General features: G+C 70.7%; 19 protein-coding genes. 8 read left to right on the top strand and 11 right to left on the bottom strand.

Translation table 11 applies throughout. The features are described from left to right. Nucleotides 1-19 precede the first annotated feature (19 nt). The 4 genes from ADK67_RS25420 (at nucleotide 20) to ADK67_RS49310 (ending at nucleotide 7,266) form a co-directional block, all read left to right on the top strand. On the top strand, nucleotides 20-466 hold the full coding sequence (locus ADK67_RS25420; RefSeq protein WP_053719015.1) for a MarR family winged helix-turn-helix transcriptional regulator: 447 nt from the start codon (nucleotides 20-22) through the stop codon (nucleotides 464-466). Nucleotides 467-645: 179 nt separating this feature from the next. After that, a complete protein-coding gene (locus ADK67_RS25415; RefSeq protein ID WP_157620823.1) occupies nucleotides 646-1,017 on the top strand; it encodes a hypothetical protein in 372 nt (123 codons plus the stop codon). Nucleotides 1,018-1,168: 151 nt separating this feature from the next. Beyond that, on the top strand, nucleotides 1,169-4,336 hold the full coding sequence (locus ADK67_RS25410; protein WP_197289604.1) for a CHAT domain-containing protein: 3,168 nt from the start codon (nucleotides 1,169-1,171) through the stop codon (nucleotides 4,334-4,336). Between the two features lie 50 nt (nucleotides 4,337-4,386). Continuing rightward, a complete protein-coding gene (locus ADK67_RS49310; protein WP_197289603.1) occupies nucleotides 4,387-7,266 on the top strand; it encodes a putative bifunctional diguanylate cyclase/phosphodiesterase in 2,880 nt (959 codons plus the stop codon). 45 nt (nucleotides 7,267-7,311) lie between these two features. On the opposite strand, the gene ADK67_RS25400 is transcribed toward ADK67_RS49310, so the two are convergent. From ADK67_RS25400 to ADK67_RS25380, 5 genes are all read right to left on the bottom strand, one after another. Next, nucleotides 7,312-8,559, bottom strand: a complete 1,248-nt coding sequence (locus tag ADK67_RS25400) for a cytochrome P450 (RefSeq protein ID WP_053719012.1) — start codon at nucleotides 8,557-8,559, stop codon at nucleotides 7,312-7,314. A 156-nt stretch (nucleotides 8,560-8,715) separates the two neighbouring features. Further along, nucleotides 8,716-9,828 carry a cytochrome P450 gene (locus tag ADK67_RS25395; protein WP_157620822.1) on the bottom strand — a complete coding sequence of 371 codons (1,113 nt, stop codon included), beginning with the start codon at nucleotides 9,826-9,828 and terminating at the stop codon, nucleotides 8,716-8,718. Nucleotides 9,829-9,888: 60 nt separating this feature from the next. Continuing rightward, nucleotides 9,889-10,749: a hypothetical protein gene (locus ADK67_RS25390; protein WP_157620821.1), complete on the bottom strand. Its 861-nt coding sequence runs from the start codon at nucleotides 10,747-10,749 to the stop codon at nucleotides 9,889-9,891. Nucleotides 10,750-10,761: 12 nt separating this feature from the next. Beyond that, nucleotides 10,762-11,085, bottom strand: coding sequence for a hypothetical protein (locus ADK67_RS25385; protein ID WP_157620820.1), 324 nt, complete (start codon nucleotides 11,083-11,085; stop codon nucleotides 10,762-10,764). A gap of 78 nt (nucleotides 11,086-11,163) precedes the next feature. Further along, a complete protein-coding gene (locus ADK67_RS25380; RefSeq protein ID WP_053719009.1) occupies nucleotides 11,164-11,451 on the bottom strand; it encodes a DUF732 domain-containing protein in 288 nt (95 codons plus the stop codon). 130 nt (nucleotides 11,452-11,581) lie between these two features. Here ADK67_RS25380 and ADK67_RS25375 point away from each other — a divergent pair, with 130 nt between their 5' ends. Beyond that, complete coding sequence (locus ADK67_RS25375; protein WP_053719122.1) at nucleotides 11,582-12,235, top strand: response regulator transcription factor; 654 nt, start codon at nucleotides 11,582-11,584, stop codon at nucleotides 12,233-12,235. Here ADK67_RS25375 and ADK67_RS25370 read toward each other — a convergent pair. The 4 genes from ADK67_RS25370 to ADK67_RS49305 form a co-directional block, all read right to left on the bottom strand. Next, entirely contained in the window at nucleotides 12,213-13,349 is a 1,137-nt protein-coding gene (locus tag ADK67_RS25370) for a hypothetical protein (protein WP_053719008.1), read from the bottom strand. The two genes, ADK67_RS25375 and ADK67_RS25370, sit on opposite strands and share 23 nt — an antisense overlap. Next, entirely contained in the window at nucleotides 13,342-14,454 is a 1,113-nt protein-coding gene (locus ADK67_RS25365; protein ID WP_053719007.1) for a sensor histidine kinase, read from the bottom strand. Before ADK67_RS25365 ends, ADK67_RS25370 begins: the two co-directional genes overlap by 8 nt. Before the next feature lie 102 nt (nucleotides 14,455-14,556). Then, the gene (locus tag ADK67_RS51165; protein WP_157620819.1) at nucleotides 14,557-15,159 is read right to left on the bottom strand and encodes a hypothetical protein; all 603 of its coding nucleotides are present in this window, start codon (nucleotides 15,157-15,159) and stop codon (nucleotides 14,557-14,559) included. Nucleotides 15,160-15,328: 169 nt separating this feature from the next. Beyond that, nucleotides 15,329-15,481 (bottom strand): CHAT domain-containing protein, encoded by a 153-nt coding sequence (locus ADK67_RS49305; RefSeq protein WP_157620818.1) that lies wholly within the window; start codon nucleotides 15,479-15,481, stop codon nucleotides 15,329-15,331. Between the two features lie 215 nt (nucleotides 15,482-15,696). On the opposite strand from ADK67_RS49305, the gene ADK67_RS25355 reads away from it, so the two are divergent. Together ADK67_RS25355 and ADK67_RS25350 are read left to right on the top strand one after the other, a co-directional pair. Beyond that, nucleotides 15,697-16,056 carry a hypothetical protein gene (locus tag ADK67_RS25355; protein WP_197289602.1) on the top strand — a complete coding sequence of 120 codons (360 nt, stop codon included), beginning with the start codon at nucleotides 15,697-15,699 and terminating at the stop codon, nucleotides 16,054-16,056. Between the two features lie 46 nt (nucleotides 16,057-16,102). After that, entirely contained in the window at nucleotides 16,103-16,639 is a 537-nt protein-coding gene (locus ADK67_RS25350) for an AAA family ATPase (RefSeq protein ID WP_053719005.1), read from the top strand. A 43-nt stretch (nucleotides 16,640-16,682) separates the two neighbouring features. Here ADK67_RS25350 and ADK67_RS25345 read toward each other — a convergent pair whose 3' ends face one another. Then, on the bottom strand, nucleotides 16,683-17,651 hold the full coding sequence (locus tag ADK67_RS25345; RefSeq protein ID WP_053719004.1) for an SDR family oxidoreductase: 969 nt from the start codon (nucleotides 17,649-17,651) through the stop codon (nucleotides 16,683-16,685). Nucleotides 17,652-17,776: 125 nt separating this feature from the next. On the opposite strand from ADK67_RS25345, the gene ADK67_RS25340 reads away from it, so the two are divergent. Beyond that, complete coding sequence (locus ADK67_RS25340; protein ID WP_053719003.1) at nucleotides 17,777-18,352, top strand: TetR family transcriptional regulator; 576 nt, start codon at nucleotides 17,777-17,779, stop codon at nucleotides 18,350-18,352. 62 nt (nucleotides 18,353-18,414) lie between these two features. On the opposite strand, the gene ADK67_RS25335 is transcribed toward ADK67_RS25340, so the two are convergent. Further along, entirely contained in the window at nucleotides 18,415-19,260 is an 846-nt protein-coding gene (locus ADK67_RS25335; protein WP_053719002.1) for a helix-turn-helix transcriptional regulator, read from the bottom strand. Nucleotides 19,261-19,337: the final 77 nt, after the last annotated feature.

The following is a 19,337-nucleotide window of genomic DNA, read 5'->3' as shown; positions in this document are numbered from 1 at the left end:
GCTATGTCAGACTCCTGACATGACGCAAGAGCGAGTGAACTTGGACTCGTCGGTCGGCTACGTCCTCAAACAAGCCGCTGCCGCCCTGCGCAACGCGATGGACGCGGCCCTGCGACCGCTGGAGCTGAGCGTGCCGCAGTACGCCTGCCTCGAACTGCTCGGCCAACGTCAAGGCCTCTCCGCCGCCGAACTGGCCCGCGGCGCCTTCGTCACCCGCCAGTCCATGCACACCGTCCTCCAAGGCCTCCAAGACCGCGGCCTGCTCACCCGCCCGTCCACCGCACCCCAAGGACGGGCACTTCCCACCCAACTGACCGATCGCGGCGCCCACCTGCTCGCCCAAGCCAGCCACGCCGTGGCCGACGTCGAACGCCGAATGCTCGCCGCCCTGCCGACCGGCCATCCCGACCGCCTGCGCCAAGACCTCGCCGCCTGCGCGAACGCCCTCACCCCAGCCGAGCACTGACGGCGCTGCCGACCGCCAACGAGCACGATCCCACCGGGCGATCGAGCGCTAGCTCGACCTGCGCTCACGCTGCAGTGGGTAACCGATACGACCGGCGAGTAGTGGACACGATGACCGAACAGCGACCCGCGGTGCGACGCACGTGGCGGGCACGCCTGCCCGTGGAGTTCGGGCACTTCGTGCTGTTCGACGTCTCCGGACACTCCTCGGCGGCGGGTCTCGGTACGACGGACTCGCGCTGGATCGCGGTCAGCGGTGCCGGCGGAGCCATGTTCCACGCCACGGACCGCAACCTCGAAGCCGACGTGGTCGTGAACCTCCACGACACCGACCCCGGACCGGACAACGCCGAGGACCACTCTTACACCGGCGGATTCCGCACTGATTCCGGTAATCTTCTCCTGGCCGCCTCGACCGGAAGCCCGGCCGACATCACCGTCGACCTGCCCGCGCCCGGCGATTACCGACTGAGCGCCCGTCGCCTGCCCGACCTGGTCGACACCAGCCTCGGTGACCAAGCACGATGCGAACAATGGATCCTCCGCATCTAGCCCGCACCGTCCTAGAGTCGCCGACCAACCTCACCGGTTCGCCCGACCCGCCTCTCTCCGCGAGAGGGTCCCGCCGGAGTCCGGTCGCGTAGTGGTCGGACGGCGGGTGCGGCTACCGTGGGCGGCCTTCGGTGAGCAGACGGAGGTCGTGGTGGTCGGTGGGGACGATGTGACCGGGCACTCGAACTCGGTCTCCGGTCCCAGCGGGAACGTCGTGCAGGCACGGGACATCCCGGGCGGTGTGCACATCACCACCGCCGTGCCCGTGCGGCAGCCGCGGCAGCTGCCGTTGGCGACCGGCAACTTCACCGGGCGCGAGCCCGAGTTGGGGGAGCTGGACGCGCGGTTGCGCGGCGGTACCTCCGGGGTGGTGATCTCCGCCGTGTCCGGCACCGCCGGGGTCGGCAAGACGGCGTTGGCCGTGCACTGGGCGCACCGGGTGGAAGACCAGTTCCCCGACGGGCAGCTCTACGTCGACTTGCGCGGCTACGACCGCGAGCCGCCGTTGTCCCCGCACGACGTGCTGGCCGGTTTCCTGCGGGCGCTGGGTGTCACGGACATCCCCAGTGACGGCGACGAGCGCGCCGCACGCTACCGCACGCTGGTGGCCGACCGGCGGATCCTGGTGGTGCTGGACAACGCGGGCCGGGTCGACCAGGTGTTGCCGCTCCTGCCCGGCAGCGCGTCGTGCTTCGTCGTCGTCACGAGCCGTGACCGCATGTCGACCCTGCGGGTCCGTTACGGCGCGCACGGCGTGGACCTGGACCTGCTGCCGCTCGAGGACGCGTTGCGGCTGCTGCGGGTGACGATCGGGCCCAGGGTGGACGAGGACGGGGCCGCGGCCAAGGCGTTGGTGCGCAGCTGCTCGAACCTGCCCCTCGCGCTGGGGATCACGGCCGAGATCGCGGCGGTGCGGTCGCGGACGCCGTTGGCCGACATCGCGGAGGAGTTGGCCGACGAACGCCGCCTGCTCGGCATGGCGGACGACGACCACAGCATCCGCACGGTGTTCTCGTGGTCGCTCAAGGCGCTGGACGAGCGGTGCGGCCTGGTGTTCCGGTTCCTGGGCCTGCACCCGGGGCGCGAGTACGACGTGCCCGCGATCGCCGCGCTGGCCGACCTGCCCGTGGACGAGGTCCAGCGGACGGTCGACGACCTGGTGCGGGTGCACCTGGTGGAGGTGGTCGCCGACGGGCGGCTGCGCACCCACGACCTGCTCGCCGCGTACGCGCACGACCTGGCCGCCGAGCACTTCACCGCCGCCGCGGCGGAGCGGTCGTTCTCCCGGCTGTTCGGCCACTACCGCCGGCTGACCGCCCACGCCGTGAAGCAGGTGACCGGTGGCAGGCAGAGCCATCGGCGTGCGACAGCCGCGCCGACCGGCGGCGTCACGCCGCACCGGGGCTGGTTCGCCACCGAGCGCCTCAACCTGGAGGCCGTCCTCGATCACGCGCGCCGCCACGGGATCGCGCCGGACGAGGTCGGCTACCTCGCCCACGACCTGGGTGTGCTGACCCGTGCCGCCGGGGACCTGCCCGTGGCGCTGCGGCACTTCGTGGCCGCGGCGCCGGTGTTCAAGGAGGGCCGGCGGCGCTACTGGTACCGGATCAGGCTGGACGAGGAGGAGGCGAAGGTCGCGGCCGGGCTGCACGCGAGGGCGTTGCAGTCGCTGTCGCTGCTCGGGGACCAGTTGCGGCTCGCCGGCATGACCTGGGAGCTGGCCGAGGTGCACCGGCTCACCGCGGTCGCCGCGATGGCGTGCGGCGACCCGTCACGGGCGATCCGGCTGGCGCGTTCGGCGCAGGCGGCGTTCGACAAGCTCAAGGACGCCAAGGCCGCGGCTGTCTGCTCGTTGACCTCCCTGGCCGCGCTGTGCACCAGTGCGCTCGACACCTCGAACACCTCGCCCAACTGGACGATCGACAAGGCGCTGTCGACGGCGTCGGACCTGGACGAGCTGGAGATGCTCGAAGAGGCCGACTACGCACGGCTGCTCGGGGTCCGGGTGGCGGTGGCGGCCGGGAAGCTTGCCCGCGCCGAAGAGCTGTTCAACGAAGTCGCGGCGCCGAGCGTGGGCACGCCGGCCGACCAGCGGCTGCTGCACGTGCTGTGCGAGGCCGAGTTGCTGGAGCGGTTCGGCGAACCCGAGGTGGCGGTCGCGCTCGCCGCGGAGGGGTACGTGGCGGTCGGCCAGTCCGACGGCCGCACGGCCGGCATCGGCGCCGCGCCCGCGAGCACCATGTACGGACGCGCCCTGCGGGCGTTGGCGCTGCGCATCGCCCTGCGCGACGACGACCCCCGCAGGGTGTTCGAGCTTTCCGAGCAGTTCCGGCCGCAACGGCAGGGGTTCCTCGGCAGCGAGCAAGTCACGGGACTCGACGCGGTCGTGGAGCAGCTCGGTGAGCGTGCCCTGATCGGGTTCGCGGCGACCGAGCGCCAACTGATCGCGACCGTGGTCGCGGGAGGCCGCGCACACGTCGTGGACCTGGTCCTGGGCGACGTGGTCGAGCACGTCAGGCTGTTACGGGCGGACCTGCGTTTCGCCGCGCCGGAGGACGGCCGGTCCGGCCGGGTGGCGGGGCTGACCTCCGCGCAGGCCGGACGGTCCGCGGGAAACCTGGACCGGCACGTCGTCATGCCGTTGCTGGAGCTGATCGGGGACCGCGAGCTGGTGGTCGTCCCCGCCGAGCCGTTGGCGGGTGTCGCGTGGTCGGCGCTGCCGTCGTTGCGCGGCCGGCCGCTGGTCGTGGCGCCGTCGGTCACCGCGTGGTCGGCCGCCCGACGTCGGGTCGAGCCGCCGCGGTCGGACCGGGGCCTGTTCGTGATCGGGCCGGGTGCGCGGACGGACCGTGCCGACATCGTCGAGCTGGCGGGGCTGCACGCGCGCGCCGAAATCGTCGCCCCGGAGGTTCGCACGGTGCTGGAACGCGCCGACGGAGCGCGTTTCGTGCACGTGGTGGCGCAGCGGGAGCACGAACCGGAGAACTTCGCCTTCTCCAAGGTCGTGCTCGCCGACGGCGCGCTGCTCGCGCACGAGTTCGGCGAGCTGGAGGAACCGCCCGCCCTGGTCGTGCTCCAGGGCACGGGCGAACGCGTGTCGGCGGAGGACGCGCTCGGGTTCGCCAACGGACTGCTCGTCGCCGGGGTGCGGACCGTCGTCGTCGCGGTGACGAAGGTGACCGAGCGGACCACGTTCACCGTCATGACCGAGCTGCACACAGCCCTGGCCGCGGGTGAGGCGCCCAGCAGGGCACTCGCCCGGATCGTGGCAGCCGATCCACTGCACCGGCCGTTCCTGTGCATCGGTTCGGGCGACTGACGTCGCGGTCATGGCTCAGCACCTCGGTGCGGATGCGGCACAATCGACCGATGCATGACGGTGTCCCGCCCACAGACGACGGCGAGCCCCCACTCGCCGACAACGGCGGCGTCGGGCAGCGCGCTCAGGCGTCATCCCCGGCCATCATCGTGCAAGCCGCTCGTGACGCGACCATCAGCCTCACCCACGACCTCGTGCTCCCTGACGGGCAGGTCCGGCTGGTGCAGGCGCAGGCGGAGACCATTCAGGCGCAACGTCAGCTCATCGCCGTGATGGAGGAACTCAACGACGCGCGCAGAATGATGCTGGAGAGTGCCCAGGTGGAGCACCGCGCTTCCCAAGTGATCCTGGTCCTGCGCGTGGTGCTGATCCGGTTGTCCGCCCTGATCTCGCAGCTCACCGGAGAACGCGACCGCTACCTGGCGGAGATCGCCGACCACCGCACCGAGTTGACGGCCACCCGCAGGCGGCTGTCGACGGCCGAACAGGAACGTGGGCGGGCAGAGGGACAACTCGGCCAGGCGCAGGAGGAACGGCGTCGCGCGACCGCCCTGGCCGAAGGCGCCCAAGCGAAGATCCTCGAGTTGGAGAACTCGCTGCGTCGGGTCGGCCTGCACGATCCAGGCCTGCCCACAGTTGGGGCGGAACCGGACAGCGCGATCCCCTCCCACGACGACGTCCTCGGTGACACGGCGGCCGGCCTGGACCGCGTGCAGCGGTTCTTGGACGAACAGGAACGCGAACTCGCCGATCTGGAGGCCGGCGGAGCCGGCGTCGTGCTGTCGAGTCGCGTGCTCGATCTCGACTGGTTCCTCGACCGGTTGGCGGGGGTCCTGACCGGCTCCGTGACCCGCGTCGGGTTGTGCCACCTGGAACTCGACGGACCAGTCGCCTTCAACGACACCCTCGGCGAGAGGGAATACCAGGTGTTGGCGGTCGCGCGTGCCCGCCTCGCGCGTGTGCTACCCGACTCAGGCTTCCTCACCGTCCTGGGCACCGGTTTCGTCATCGCGGTTGCGGAGCCGCGCGACGACGTCGAGTTGATCGAGCTGACGCGCCGGCTGCTGGCGGAGGTGGCTGCACCGATCCCGGTCGACGAGGTCGTGCTGACGCTGCCCGCCGCAGCGGGCATCGTCATGCGTGAGACCGCGCGGAGCATTGTCAGCGAGCTGCTGCGTGACGCCAGAGCGGCTTTGGACGCGGCGAAGCGCAGGGGGCCGAACCAGTGGGTGGTCTTCACCCCTCACCGCATGGACGACCCGGCCCGTCTCATGACCGACGTGCTCTCCCTTTCCCCGGTGGGCATGGGCCTGTTCGACGAGGCGGACCGGTTGGTGGACGCCAACGACGCGCTGTGCGATCTGCTCGGCCTGGAACTGGAGCAGTTGCGAGGCATGACCGCTGAGCAGTTGACCCATCCCGACGACGACGGCCGGTGGTTGAGGGCGGCCCGCGAGACCGGGGATCCCGCGCACGAGGTCCCGCAACGGATCCTGGTGCGGTCGGATGGCGGGATCGTGTACTGCGAGTTGCGAATCACGCTCTCCCGGGAACGCGACGGCGGGCCGACCTGGTTGGTCGCCTTCCAGGACGTCACCGAGCGTCGCCGCACCGCCGAGGCGCTGCGCCACCAGGCCACGCACGACGAGCTGACCGGGCTGCCGAACCGTGCGCTGGTCAAGGAGATGTTGACGACCCTGCTGGATTCCGAGGACCGCTCGCGAGTGGCGGTGCTGTTCTGCGACGTCGACAACTTCAAGCGCGTCAACGACTCCCTGGGGCACGACGCCGGTGACGAGCTGCTGGTCGCGCTGGCCCGGCGGCTGGAGGCCGCTCTGCCGGAGGGCTGCACCGCGGCTCGGTTGTCGGGTGACGAGTACGTGATCATCTGCTCGGACATCGACGAGGTCGGCGGCGTCGACGCGCTCGCCGCCCGGGTCGCGGGCGTGCTGCGGACGGCCGTTCCCGTGCACGGGCAACTGGTCCGGGTGTCGGCGTCGATCGGCGCCGCGGTACCTCACGACTCGCAGGTGACGGGCAACGACCTGCTGCGCTTCGCGGACGCGGCGATGTTCGAGGCGAAGCGGTTCGGCGCGGGACGGGTCTCGCTGGCGTCGGCGGGACTGATCGCCTCCGCCGACCGGCAGGTGCACCTGGAAGGCCAGCTGCGCGAGGCGCTGGCCCACGACGGCCTGGCGCTGCACTTCCAGCCCGTGGTCGGCGTGGACGGCTCCGTGCAGGCCGCCGAAGCCTTCGTGCGTTGGCCTCACCCGGACCGCGGCCTGCTGTCGCCGGACGTCTTCCTGCCCGTCGCGGAGCAGGGCGACCTGCTGCGCGAGCTGGACCGGTGGGTGCTCCGCCGGGCGTTGAAGGAAGCCGTCACGTGGCCCGCGCCGAACGACCAGCCGGTGTCGGTGGCGGTGAACCTCGCCGGGCTGGTGCCCGGCGACCCGGAGTTCGTGGACATCGTGGCGGACGCCATCGACGAGGCCGGCATCCCGTGGGACAGGGTCGTGCTCGAACTGGTGGAGACGGCGCTGGTCGGCTTGCCCTCGCGGGTGCGGCAGTCGATGGGCGAGTTGGTCGACCGGGGCATCCGTTTCGCGGTGGACGACTTCGGCACGGGCTACTCGTCGCTGGCGCGACTGCGGGACCTGCCGGCGCAGATCATCAAGGTGGACCGGTGGTTCGTCTCCGACGTGGGCAACGACTCCTCGGACTTCGCGGTGGCACGGGCGGTCGTGGCAATGACTCGGGCGATGGGCCGCAAGTGCGTGGCTGAAGCGGTCGAGACCGTGGCCCAGTTCACCGCGCTGCGAGACCTGGGCGTGGACGCCTACCAGGGCTGGCTGTTCTCGCCCCCGGTGCCGGCCGAGGAGATCCGGGCTGTGCTGGCCACGAGCCCGTTACCCGTCCCTGCCCTCGACTGACCGCGGCGGGGACTGTTCCGGGATCGACCGGTAGGGACTTCTGCGTTACGTGGCGTCGGTCACGGGAAGTTGGCGAAGGCGGACCCATCCGTCGAAGTCCAGAGGCCGTGGCACAGCCCCCAGGGAGACCCGAGCGGCATCGGGCGCACGTAGCTCCAGCCGGAATCGGGTGCACAGCAGGTACGTCAACAGCACCAGTTGGATGCTCCCCAGTCCGGCGCCGATGCACGTGGTGGGCGCCCAGCCGAACGGCACGTAGTAGTGCCCGCCGGGTGGGCGGTGGGCGGCTTCGGCCGACCACCGGTGCGGGTCGAACGTGTCGGGGTCGGACCAGTGCCGCTCATCGTGGTTGACCAGGTACGGGCTCACCAGGTAGTGCCGGCCCACCTCGAGCCGGTTGGCGCGAACCGTCAGGGGAACGCGGGCGCTGCGGGTCATCAGCAGCGGCGCCGACCACATCCGCAGGACCTCTTTCACGAACTGGTGCGCGGTCGGCGCGGACCTGGTGCCGGTGCGGTAGAGCTGCTCGGCGGAACCGGCCGCGAACTCCGCGGTCAGGGTGGCCGCCCATTCGGGGCGTTTCGCCAGTTCGTACATCAGACAGCCGGCGACCGCGCCCGGTGGCCCGGCGATCGCGGTCAGGACCGTGGTCACCGCCTCCAACGCCCGGTCCGGGCCCAGCGAGGGCAGCAACCGGTCCACGATGGGCTGCGTGAGGTCGACGCGGCTGTGCCGGCCACGTGCGCGGCGGCGGATCTCCTTGCGCACGACCCGACCGGTGTGCAGCTGGGCGACGATGGCCTGCCACTGCTGCCGGCGGGTCTGACCGCCGGGGCCCGCGTCCAGTCGGGTCAGCTTCGCGATCGCGTCGCGAGCGAGCCAAGCCTGATCCGAAGTGGACAGTCCGTCGAGCACTACGGGTACCAGCGCGCGGAACATCACCTCGTGTGACAGCCACGCGAAGTCCACGTGCTGGTCGCGGCGACTGTCCAGTGCCGCGGCCATGCGGTCGGTCAATGCGCGCAGCCGGTCCTCCCCGCTGAGCACCCGCAGCTGGGACAGCCACAGCGAACGCACCTGCCGCCACGACACGGCCGGGCTGCGGCGGCCGCGGATCCGGTCGACGAACCGGTCGGGCAGCGTCAGGTCGGCGAAGTTCTCGGCGTTGGCCTGGTTGGCCGCGTCGGCGTCGAACACCATCAGCCGCCGGTCGCCGTGCCAGAACACCCCGTCGTGCTCGGCGTTGGGGGCACGCAGGTTCGCCAGCAGGTCCGGGTCGTCGCGACCGGTCATCAGGTGCCTCCCCCAAAGGTGGGGAGCGCGTCGCCACGCTCCCCGCCCGCGTCGATCAGATGTGGTGGTAGACGTACCAGCGGTATTCGGCATCACTCTTGCGGATGTTGAGTGCCACCAGTGCGGCGTGGATGATCTTGGCCATGTTCACCTCCCTCAACGCGTGCGCGCGCCGTTCGTGCGCAGGGTGAAGTCCGGTGGGGCGAGCGCCGCCGCGACGTGTGGCCGGTGCCGGTGTGCCTCGACCCGCCACCGCTCGGCCGGCGGCAGCACTCGCAGGATGTCCTCGACCACGTGCACGGCGAAGCCCGCCGCCACGCAGGCGTGGGCGCCCCAGCCGAACGGGATGAACGCCTCCGCCCCGCCCCGCGGCACGCCGGACGACCACCGCTCCGGCCGGAACTCGTCGGGGTCGGGCCAGAAGCGGCTGTCCCGGTGCACGAGGTAGCTGCACACCACCACCTCGTCGGACGTCGTGACCTCGGTGCCGGCCAGCCGATGGGGTTCGGCGGGGAAGCGGCCGAAGTTCCAGGCCACCGGCCAGAGCCGCAACGCCTCGCGCACCACACCGGCCAGGTCGCCCCCCGCTTCGGGTTCGGTGCCCATCAGGTACACCGACCAGCCCAGCAGGAACCCCGTCGAGCCCGTGACCGCGAACAGGAAGGACAGGAACACCTCCGCCAACTGCGCCGGCGCCGTGCGTGAGGAGCCCTCCGGTACTGCGGCGGCGAGGACGTCCAGCAGGTCGCGCGGCGCCCGCACGCCCCGGGCGCGCCGGAGGGACAGCTCGGCGACCAGCGCGCGGCGGATGCTGCGCCGCAGCACGGCCCGCGACAGCACCGACCGCCGGTCTCGCGCGCCGGCCAGCACCGCGTGCCGGACCACTTGGTCGACGAGCCGGCGCAACTCGCCCTCCGGCGCCAGCACGTCGCGGAAGCACTTGTACAGCAACAGGTTTCCCGCGTCCGGCCACCGGCTGACCAGCCCGATCTCCCGCTCGACGGTCGCTGCCAGCCGGTCCGACCGGGCAGTCCAGTGATCGCGCAGCAGGTTCCGCGCCACCCGGCCGATCTCCTGCTGCGCCGAACGCGGCCCGAGGACTCCCTTGCTGGTCTGGAAGAAGTCCGAATGCTCCCGGTAACGCGACCCGGTGTTGGCGAGAACGGCCTTCGCCTCGACCGGTTCGCCCACGTAGAGCACGCCAGGCCGGCGTCGGAAGATCGGCCCGTGACGGGCGCGAAGATCGTCGAGCTGCTCGAGTTCGTCCACTCGTTCGCCCCGCCCGGCCGGTTTTTCGCGGACCACAGCAGCTTCGCGCTGCACGTGCTGTCAGGGCAAGCCGCCGAATGGCCGGGCCGACATTACGGCCACGAGGTCGAGCCCGTCGGGTTGCCACCTGCCGGCCCGTACGGCGGTCAGCCGGTCGCGTTCGGCGCTTTCGAGGCCCGCCGACGCAAGGTGGACATCGCACGCCATGGCGACGATCACCTCGGCGAACAGCGGGACGTCCACGCCGGCCGAATCCCCGGTGGCGGTGTCCAGGACAGCCAGGGGTTCGAGTTCGACGACGGTCACCGGGAACGACAGGGCACTCAGCCGCACCGCTTGTTCCTTGACCCCGCCCAGGAGCTTCTTCTTGCGACGGCGTTCGACGCTGTTGACGGCTTCGAAGGGGAAGTCGGCCACCAGCACATGTCCCCGGTTGGCGTCGACCGGGCCGTGGCAGGTCGTGCCGACCATGACCTCGACCACCACTCGCCGGTCGGTGACCAGCACCTCGCCGCCACCCTCGCACACCTCGCGGAGATCGCCGGAGGTGGCGTCGCCGGCAACCGGACGGCCCTGCGCATCACAGGTGGACAGGATGCGCAGGTATCCGATGACGAATCGCCCGACCTCGACCTCGTCGTCAACCGCCATCGGGGCCAGGTGTGCGCCGCGCGGCCGCGGCAGGTCGTCCAGCGCGACAGCCAGACCTGGGACCCTGTGAGGTCCGGCCCCTGGAGGTCGATCGAACAGGGCGAAGCGCGGGACGGGTTTGGAAAGGTTCACGGCAACCTCCACGGGATGAGTGCGGCGCCGCTCCTGGGAACGAGAGCCGCGGATGGCGTCAGTCAGGCGGGACGCCGACTCGGCGCGGTCCGGCAATGCGGTAGCGGGTTCCGCCAGGTCCTCGACCAGCCCGATCAACGGACCGGCACGTCAGAAGACGCAGTACCAGCTGTACGGATCGCTGTAATTCCGGTAGGCGCTGTAGGCGGACGGGTTGCGGTACTGCGTGCGGCATTGCCTCGACACGTCGATGGGGCCATCCGCGACCGGGACGACGCCTGTCACGCATTTCCAGCCGAAGGCGTTCCAGGTCCTGATCCTCGCCACCCGGCCCTGGCCGGGGTATTGGTTGTCGCAAGCTGCCTGCATGCTCACGGAACCCGTGGCCGCAGACGCCGGTGATGTCGACGCAACGGCGCCGGTGATGCCGAGCAACGCGCCTGCCGCCATTACGGCGGCTCGTCGTGCTTGCATGGCGAACTCCTTCGTGGAATGGAGTCGGAAAGGACTCCTGTAGTCGTCTGGCAGGTGGAGATGTCCGATGCCTGGACGCTATCGGGCGCCGTACTCCGGGCAGAACGCGGTGACCGAGATGGTCAGGAACGCTCGTTTGGCGTTGATGTTGTTGCCGAAGTCGCCGTACATGGCCATGAGGTCCCCGAGTCCGTACCCCTGGTCGAGCTTGGCGCACAGGGACTTGGCCAGGGTTTCCGCTTCGGCCATGTCGTGGGGTGCGATGTTCTTCTGGGTGAGCAAGTCGTGGAACTTCGACGTTGCGCTGTTCGCGGGGGCGCAGGCCGCGGCGAGCACGAGCGCCACGACGGCCAATGTCGTCTTCATCGTGCGCCTCCCTTGTCGTTCCTCGATGGTGCGGAAGGCGTCGTGGGTGGCGCGTGGGTCGTTCACCCGACACGTTCGGCTCGTCCGGATCGACACACTGGGTGTGGTGGCCTCATGGGAGGACTACGTGATGGACACGAGACGCGTGACGGTGGTCGTGTTGGACGACCACCCCGCCGTGGTGGTGGGTGTGACGGTGTGGTGCGGAGCCGCCGACCCGCCGATCGACGTCGTGGACGCGAGCGACCACCTGCCGCTGGTGTGGACCGGGCACGGCGCCGAGGCCGATGTGGTGGTGTTCGACCTGCAGCTGGGTGGCAAGCCCCCGGCGTTCGCCGAGTTGGAGGCGCTGGTGAAGGCGGGGCGGCACGTGGTCGTCTACTCGCAGCACTTGGCGCCGACCACCGTGATGCGCTGCCTCGACCTCGGCGCCCTGGCCTATCTGACGAAGGCCGAAGGACCGGAGCACCTCGTTCCCGCTCTCCGAGCGGCGGCGGAGGGCGTCCACTACCTCTCGCCATCACTGAGCGGCGCCTTGTGCGCGGTGCCGGACGGTCGCGCACGGCTCACACCGAGGGAGGTCGAAGTCCTCACCGCGTGGTTCGAGTGCGCCTCCAAGGACCTCGTCGCGGCCAGGCTGCACATCACACGCAAGACGGTGGAGACCTACGTCGAGCGGGTGCGGGCCAAGTACGCCGAGCTGGGTCGTCCCGCGGCGACCAAGCAGGCCCTGGTGAAGCGGGCGCTGGAGGACGGGCTGGTCAGCTTCGACGACCTGCCGTGACGAGTTTGTGCTCCGCGCGCACCCAGCGCAGTCCTGCCGTCGTCAGCTGCGTCACGACGACGCGTGGATCGCCGATCTCCTGAGGTGCGATGGGAGGGCAGTCGCCCACAGCGCTGACGGACACGGCGTCCGGCGTCCCCAGCACCACCAGGCGGACGCTGGAGCGTGCCGTGGTGACGACGACGAGCGGCGCCTCGGTCAACAGGTGGCGCACGGGACGCGGCAACGGCGGTATCGGTCCGTTGACCTCCAGGTGGACCTCGATGCCCCGTCGTTCCGCCACGTCGATGCACGCGTCCAGCTCGTGCAGCAACGGGTCTTCGGCGTCGTCGGCCTCCGCGAACAGCCGCCGCATCCGGGCTGCCTCGATCCCGCACCGTCGTCGCACGTCGGGGTCGGCGGGATCGAGGGCGCCGCTCAGCAGCCCTTCGAGCAGGGGCAGCGCTGAAGTGGACAACTCCGCGTACCGGGCCTTCCGCGCCTCGTGGAGGCCGATGGCCACGCGGTGGGTGGTGGTCGTCTCCTCAACCGCCCTGTGGGCGGCGTCGGCGGCCGCGGCGAGGCGGACCAGGGCTGCGGCCGTCCCGCCGACGCAGACCTGGAAGGCGAGGATCGCCGTGAGCGCGACCAAACCGCCGAAGAGCCTTTCCTCGTCGGCGTGAGCCACGGCGACCAGGCTCGCGGCGCTGATGCCGAGTTCGAGGAGCAGGACCGGGAGCAGCGTGGACAGGGGGTGGCCGAACAGCACGCACAGCGTGACCCAACCGACCACCCCGGTGCTCCAGTCGGCTTGTTCGAGCACCTGTCCCGGTGCGAGGCTCGCGGTCGCGGCGACGTGCGCGATGACGATGGTGACGGCGGCCGGCCGGCCGGCCTTGCCCCACGAACGCCCCCACCGCATCAGCAGCCATTCGACGACGACGAGAAGGCACAAGTACAGGTAGGCCGTGATCTGGACGGCAGGGGCGGCGAAGTCCCGCAGGGCGAGGAGCAGCGACGGCCCGTCGAGCAGCAGCAGGACGGCGCCGGCGATCGCCGCGGTCGACAGCCGCAGCTTGCGGAGGAACTCGTCCTGGACCTCGTGTGCCGCCGCGGGGGAGCGGAGGTCAACCACGGTCGTGGACCAACCGCACGACCGACCCGTGGCCGGGGTGCGAGGTGACTGACGCCTGGCCGTCCGCGTCCCGCATCCGACCGATGATCGAGCTCGTGATGCCCCGGCGCGACGCCGGGACCGCCGCCGGGTCGAAACCACGCCCGTGGTCGATCACCTCGACGGTCACCGCCGTTCCCCGCCGGTGTGCCAGCACGGTGGCGGAAGGCGCCCCGGAGTGCCGGGACACGTTGGTCAACGCCTCGCGGACGCAGTGGGCGAACGTCACCCCCAACGCCGCGGACACCGCCAGGCCGGGGTCGACGTGGAACTCGACGTGGAGCCTGGACGCCGATCCGGCCTGGCACAGGACGTCGCCCAGTTCCACGACCCCGTCCGCGTCCGGAGGTTGTTCGCCGATGGCATCGAGGTCGGCGCGCAGCTGAGGTCGCAGCCACTCGTCGTCCCGGCCGACCTGGTTGAGTGCGACCATCAGCAACGTAGTGGCAGCCGTGTCATGGAGCAGCGCGGCCTCCTGGCGTTCGTCGGCACGGACAGCCTGGGCGACCACGGACTCCGTTCGCTCCTGCTCGGCCCGTGCCGCGGCGTGGTCGGCCTGGGCGGCACTCCGGTTCACGAGCGACCAGAGCAGTCGGGACAACGCGGCCTCGACGCAGATCCAGACGGCGAGGGGAAGCGCGGAGGTGACGGCCGCTGGCCCGAGGACCGCGGCTCCGATGACGTGCGCCGCCGACAAGACCACCGCGACCGCCATTCCGGCGACGGGACGTGACGTCCACTGGAACGCGACCGCGACGAACGAGGCGAACACCAGCGCCCAGCTGTGACCGTTCGTCAACGCCTCGACCGGCACCGTCCACTGCTGGGTCAGGCAAGCCAGAGCCGCTACCAGGACCTCGACGGCCGACGGCCATCGCGCCCGCGGCCATCGGAGCAGGATCGCGTTCAGCAGCACGATGCCCGCGACGCCGGCCAGCAGCGCGCCGGGAACAGGCGCCACCGGCAGACCGAACCCCGCGGCGACGAGGACGAAGGCTGCCTTCCCGAGCACGGCGTACCGGTGCCCGAGGCGCGAGAGCCTCCGCTGGAACTCGCCGTCAAGCATGCCGACCGCCCATCAACGTCACTGTCCATTTCGACACCGAGGCGGGGGCGTTACTCCCTGGCGCGGCACTACACCTGAACGGGTGAAATTAGGGCGGAGCGATCAACAGGAATCTCCGGAGGCGGGTGCCCGTGTGACAGGCACGACGTCCGCCTCTTCGACTCCCTTCTCGAGCAAAGCCGCTTTCGAGTGCGATCGGTGGTCGGCGTTGGCCCGGTCGAAGAAAGCCGCCTGATCCCTGGGGAGCACGTAGAGAACGACTTCGAACTCGAAGCAGTAGTCGTCGGCCTCGCCGGCGATCACGGAGTCCACGACCGTCCAGCCATTCGTCTGCCCGGTGTCGGGCTGGACCGCTCGACCCAGGAAGTTCCGATCAGTCCCCTTGGGGCGGGCTCCGACGCGGAGCACCTTGCCGTCCGGGGCTCCGTTGACCCCGCTCACCCGGACTGATCGCCCCAGGACGACACCGTCCCGCGACGGCGACACGATGCGCGGGCCGGAATGGGCGGGCGTCGACGGGACTTCACGCGGGGAACTGATCGACGTGGCGTCCGGGGTTCGACTTGCCGTGCCGCCTGCCACCGCGGCGTCCGGACCTTCTTTGTAAAAGGTCAGTGCCGATATGGCGACGACCACCACTGCCGCGGCGGCGATGACGGCGCCAGTCGGCATCCAGTGGGGTCGCGGAATCCAATTGCCGAGCACTCCTCCTATTAGGCCCAGGACTGCTAACAGGACCACAACGGTGACTAACGGCATAGCGCAAGATACCATCGGCGCGCATCCGGGTGACGAGCAGTGGAAGGTGCTGGAGCCGGTTGGAATGCGATCCCCAAATGCTGGTCCGCGCAAGGGCGAGAGTGGTTCCGGCGATTCATGGTAGCTCTCGGTAGAAGTGCCTGGCCGCATCGGCGGCGACGGCGTCGTTGAGGGGCCAGAGACTGGCGATCACGTGCTTGAACCCGGCCAAGTGGAACGCCGAGGCGAGGTTGATGGACTTCTCGGCCATGGCAGGGCGAAGTGGCACCAGGCGCTCACCTCCAGTTGGGTGAGCACTTCGTCGGCGGTAGCCTCGGCGTTGCGCAACAGGGGCAGATCCGGCTGGGCCGAGTGCAGCGCCGCGGACTCGACCGCGGTACCCGGCAGGTCGCCGAACCACGTATCGAGACCAGGTTCAAGCGCGGCTGACACCGTACGGGCGTTGGTAGGCATGAGCAGCGGCGATCGCGGACGGTGGGTGGGATGATCGTCGCCGTGGAACCACGACCGTTGACCGAGAGGGAGCGCGCGGTGCTCGATGTGCTGCTGGGCGTCGACTTCCAGGGTGTCGAGAAGTTGCGTCGCGAGGCGCGTGACGTGGTCGTCGTCGGGATGTGCGGTTGCGGGTGCCCGTCCGTCGACTTCCGGCGTGGTGGCGGTCTCGGGATGGCCATTCGGGTCAACGCTGCCGTCTCGGGCTCCGATGACGGCTTGTTCCTCTACACGGTCGAGGACGCGGAGCGGGGCGAGGTTCTCGGCGGCATCGAGTGGATGGGCGTGGGGGAGACGGATCCCAGCGAGTTCCCGGTGGCCGACCTGCTCGACGACATCCAGCCCGCGTGACGGGCCGGGCAGAGACGACGGAGCGGTCGCTGAGCCAGGGGATGGGATGAGGCAACCGACGCTCTTCCTGATGGTCGGGCTGCCGGCCACCGGAAAGACCAGCGCTGCGCGGCGCATAGAGGTCGAGCGCAACGCGCTTCGCCTGACGAAGGACGAATGGGTCAAGGCCCTCTACGGGCATGAGAACCCGCCGTCGGCCTCCGACGTGATCGAAGGACGGCTCAACGAGATCGGGCTGCGCGCCCTCGAACTCGGCAACGACGTGGTGATCGACTACGGACTCTGGAGTCGGGACGAGCGCTCCGCGCTGAGGCAGGCAGCGGCGGACCGCCGCGCACGTGTCGAGATGCACTACTTCGAGGTGTCCCCGGCCGAGCAGCGGAGACGACTCGACCAGCGCCAAGCCGCCGAACCGGACACCACGTGGCCCGTGTCCGACCAGGAAGTCGCCGAGTGGGCCGACCTCATCCAGATCCCGACGCCAGGCGAACTCGACGGCAGCGAACCGATCGACGACCCACCGACTGGATTCGCCTCCTGGGACGAGTGGCGCGGACATCGCTGGCCGCCGACGGTCTCCTGACCGCTACCGCTCATCGGCAGAAGCGGACGTTCCAAAGTGCGCGTCAGTGCTGGCTGCACTGGTGTGGGTTGTGGTGCGGCAACCAGATCTCCTCGGCGCGGATGCTTGCCTGCGCGGTGAAGTAGTCGCCGGTCCTGAGGTTCTCCAGCAGCGTTGCGTACTCCGGTGCCCAGCCCAGCAGCGCCTGGGTGTGCCGGCTGGAGACGGGCACGTCGAGGGAGAAGAATCCGGCCAGGAACGGGTTGCCGAGATGTTCGGCGGCCTGGTCGAGGGTCAGCGAGATGGTGGGGATGTCGAGCACCTGCGCGATCTGCTCGGCGATGCTCTTGATCGTGACGGCGCTTTCGCCGACACCGTGCAGCACGCTGCCGGAAGGAGCTCCCTCCAGTGCCAATCGGAAGAGGCGGGCGGCGTCGGCGCGGTGGATGGCCGGCCACCGGTTGACGCCGTCACCGATGTAGGCGGAGACGCCCGCCCTGCGCGCCGCGGCGATGAGAGCCGGGATGAACCCGTAGTCGCCCGGGCCGTGCACGGTCGGCGCGAGTCGCACGACGGCGGCCCGGACCTCCCGATCGGCGAAGCGCAGGCAGGCCTGCTCGCCCGGGATGCGGAAGGCGGCGACCGAATCGGGATCCGGCGCGTCCTGCTCGGTGCAGACCCGGCCGGTCGGCATCACCAACGTGCCCGACGTGCTGACGAACGGTTTGCCGGACCCGACCAGCGCCTGACCGAGCGCCTCGATCGCGGCGCAGTCGCGGCGGATGAGGTCGTCCGGATCGGCGAAGTCGCCGCCGTAGGCCATGTGCAGGACGCCGTCGGCGTTCTCGGCGCCGCGGCGCAGGCTGTCGAGGTCGTCCAGGGAGCCGCGATGCGGCGTGGCGCCCAGCGACTCCAGCCGGGCGGCGGCGGTGTCCGAGCGCGCCAGGCCCGTGACGGTGTGACCGGCCGCGACGAGTTCGGCGACGACGGTGGGACCGGTCTGTCCGGAACCACCGGTGACGAAGACGCGCATGAAACACCCTCCTCGTTAACGCCAGTGACTGGCGCTAGATAACGCCAGTCACTGACACTACACGTTGTGCCAGTGACTGGCGCAACGTGGTGTCAGTCGCTGACGCGACGCGGTACGCTCGGCGGGTGCCACGAAGCGGAGCAGAGGCGCGCCGCCGCCTTCAGCAGGCGGCCTTGGAGCTGTACCGGGAACGGGGATTCGACCAGACCACCGCGGCGGAGATCGCCGCCCGGGCCGGGGTCAACGAGCGCACGTTCTTCCGGCACTTCCCGGACAAGCGAGAGGTGCTCTTCGACGGCGAAGGCGACCTGCGCGCCGCTCTGACGCAGGCGGTGATCGACGCCCCTGACGGGCTGGAGCCGTTCGAGGTGCTGCTGTGCGCCTTCCGGGAGTCCGGGCGGAACCTGGAGGACAACCGTGCGTTCTCCCAACCGCGGTGGGAAGTGATCGCGGTGACGCCAGCGCTGCGCGAACGAGAGTTGGCCAAGCACGCGTGGCTCACGGACGCGGTGGCGGTGGCGCTGCGGAGGCGGGGTCTCGGTCACGGGTTGGCCGGCCTGGCCGCCAGGACCGGCTGGGCCGCCTTCCAGCACGCGGTCCAAGCCTGGATCGACGACCCCTCGCAGAGCCTGGACGCGCACCTGCTGCGAGCCTTCGGCGACCTACGCGCCCTCGCCACGACCGCCCTGCCGGCGAAATGAGCGGACGTCAGGTAGAAACCCGGACGGGCACCCGACGGAGCGTCACCGGCATTACGGAATGCTCAGGGCTGTAGCGACTGGGTGCCCAGGACGACGGCGAGCTCCAGGCGGTCGGCGTCTTCGGTGTGGGGCTCGGCGGTGTAGACGCTGATGCGCAGGTCGTCCAGGGTGACGAGCAGCGTGTCGCAGTCAAGGGTGATCGGGCCGACCGCCGGGTGGTCGATGGTCTTGCGTCGGGACGGGTCGGCCAGGGGCGGCGGTGCCTCCGCGTCCCAGAGCTCGGCGAAGCGCGGGCTGCCGGAGGTCAGGTCGGCGATCAAGCGCCGCAGCGCACGGTCGGCCGGGTAGCGCGAGGCGGTCAGGCGCAGGTCGGCCACGAGCCGGGCCTCGTGCTCGGCTTGCTCCTGTGGGGTGTGCACGACCCGTGAGGGCAGGCGGGTGACGTTGCGCCACACGGCGTTGCGGTCCAGGCCGCGCCAGGTGGTCGTGTCGCCCATGAGCGCGTCGTAGGGCGTGTTGGCCAGCAGGAGTGTCCAGCCGGCGTCGTAGACGACCACCGGGGTGTGGGAGAGCCGGTCGAGCAGCCGTTGCACGCTCGGGGTGATGCGGGACGGCACCAGGTCCGGGCCGGGGGCGGCGTGCCCGGCCAGCCGGTAGAGCAGGTCGCGTTCGGTGTCGGCCACGCGCAGTGCCCGGGTCAGTGACTCCACGACCTGCGCGGACGGCGCGGTCGCGCGTCCCTGCTCCAGGCGGGTCAGGTAGTCGGCCGAGATGCCGGCGAGTGCGGCCAGCTCCTCGCGACGCAACCCGCCGGCCCGGCGTCGACGGCCCACCGGCACGCCGACGGCCTCGGGTGCCACCCGGTCGCGCCAGCGGCGTAGCGTCCGGCCGAATTCCCACGCTTCCACGGGCTCCAGTGTGCGCGGGCCCGCACCGGTTGTCCTGGCCCTGGCGGTCCCACGAAAACCGGACGACTGGTTGCGGC

The sequence above is a fragment of the Saccharothrix sp. NRRL B-16348 genome (assembly GCF_001280085.1).
In the GTDB taxonomy this organism is placed as follows: domain Bacteria; phylum Actinomycetota; class Actinomycetes; order Mycobacteriales; family Pseudonocardiaceae; genus Actinosynnema.
The sequence above is the reverse complement of the archived record's forward strand: the minus strand, read 5'-3'. Positions and strand labels throughout refer to the sequence as shown.

Bases quoted from the DNA above. Each gene is read 5' to 3' on its own strand.
- ADK67_RS25375 (WP_053719122.1), top strand. From the start codon at position 11,582: ATGGACACGAGACGCGTGACGGTGGTCGTGTTGGACGACCACCCCGCC.
- ADK67_RS25345 (WP_053719004.1), bottom strand. From the start codon at position 17,651: ATGCGCGTCTTCGTCACCGGTGGTTCCGGACAGACCGGTCCCACCGTC.
- ADK67_RS25420 (WP_053719015.1), top strand. From the start codon at position 20: ATGACGCAAGAGCGAGTGAACTTGGACTCGTCGGTCGGCTACGTCCTC.
- ADK67_RS25385 (WP_157620820.1), bottom strand. From the start codon at position 11,085: ATGCAAGCACGACGAGCCGCCGTAATGGCGGCAGGCGCGTTGCTCGGC.
- ADK67_RS25365 (WP_053719007.1), bottom strand. From the start codon at position 14,454: ATGCTTGACGGCGAGTTCCAGCGGAGGCTCTCGCGCCTCGGGCACCGG.
- ADK67_RS49310 (WP_197289603.1), top strand. From the start codon at position 4,387: ATGCATGACGGTGTCCCGCCCACAGACGACGGCGAGCCCCCACTCGCC.
- ADK67_RS25400 (WP_053719012.1), bottom strand. From the start codon at position 8,559: ATGACCGGTCGCGACGACCCGGACCTGCTGGCGAACCTGCGTGCCCCC.
- ADK67_RS25380 (WP_053719009.1), bottom strand. From the start codon at position 11,451: ATGAAGACGACATTGGCCGTCGTGGCGCTCGTGCTCGCCGCGGCCTGC.
- ADK67_RS25350 (WP_053719005.1), top strand. From the start codon at position 16,103: ATGAGGCAACCGACGCTCTTCCTGATGGTCGGGCTGCCGGCCACCGGA.
- ADK67_RS25355 (WP_197289602.1), top strand. From the start codon at position 15,697: ATGATCGTCGCCGTGGAACCACGACCGTTGACCGAGAGGGAGCGCGCG.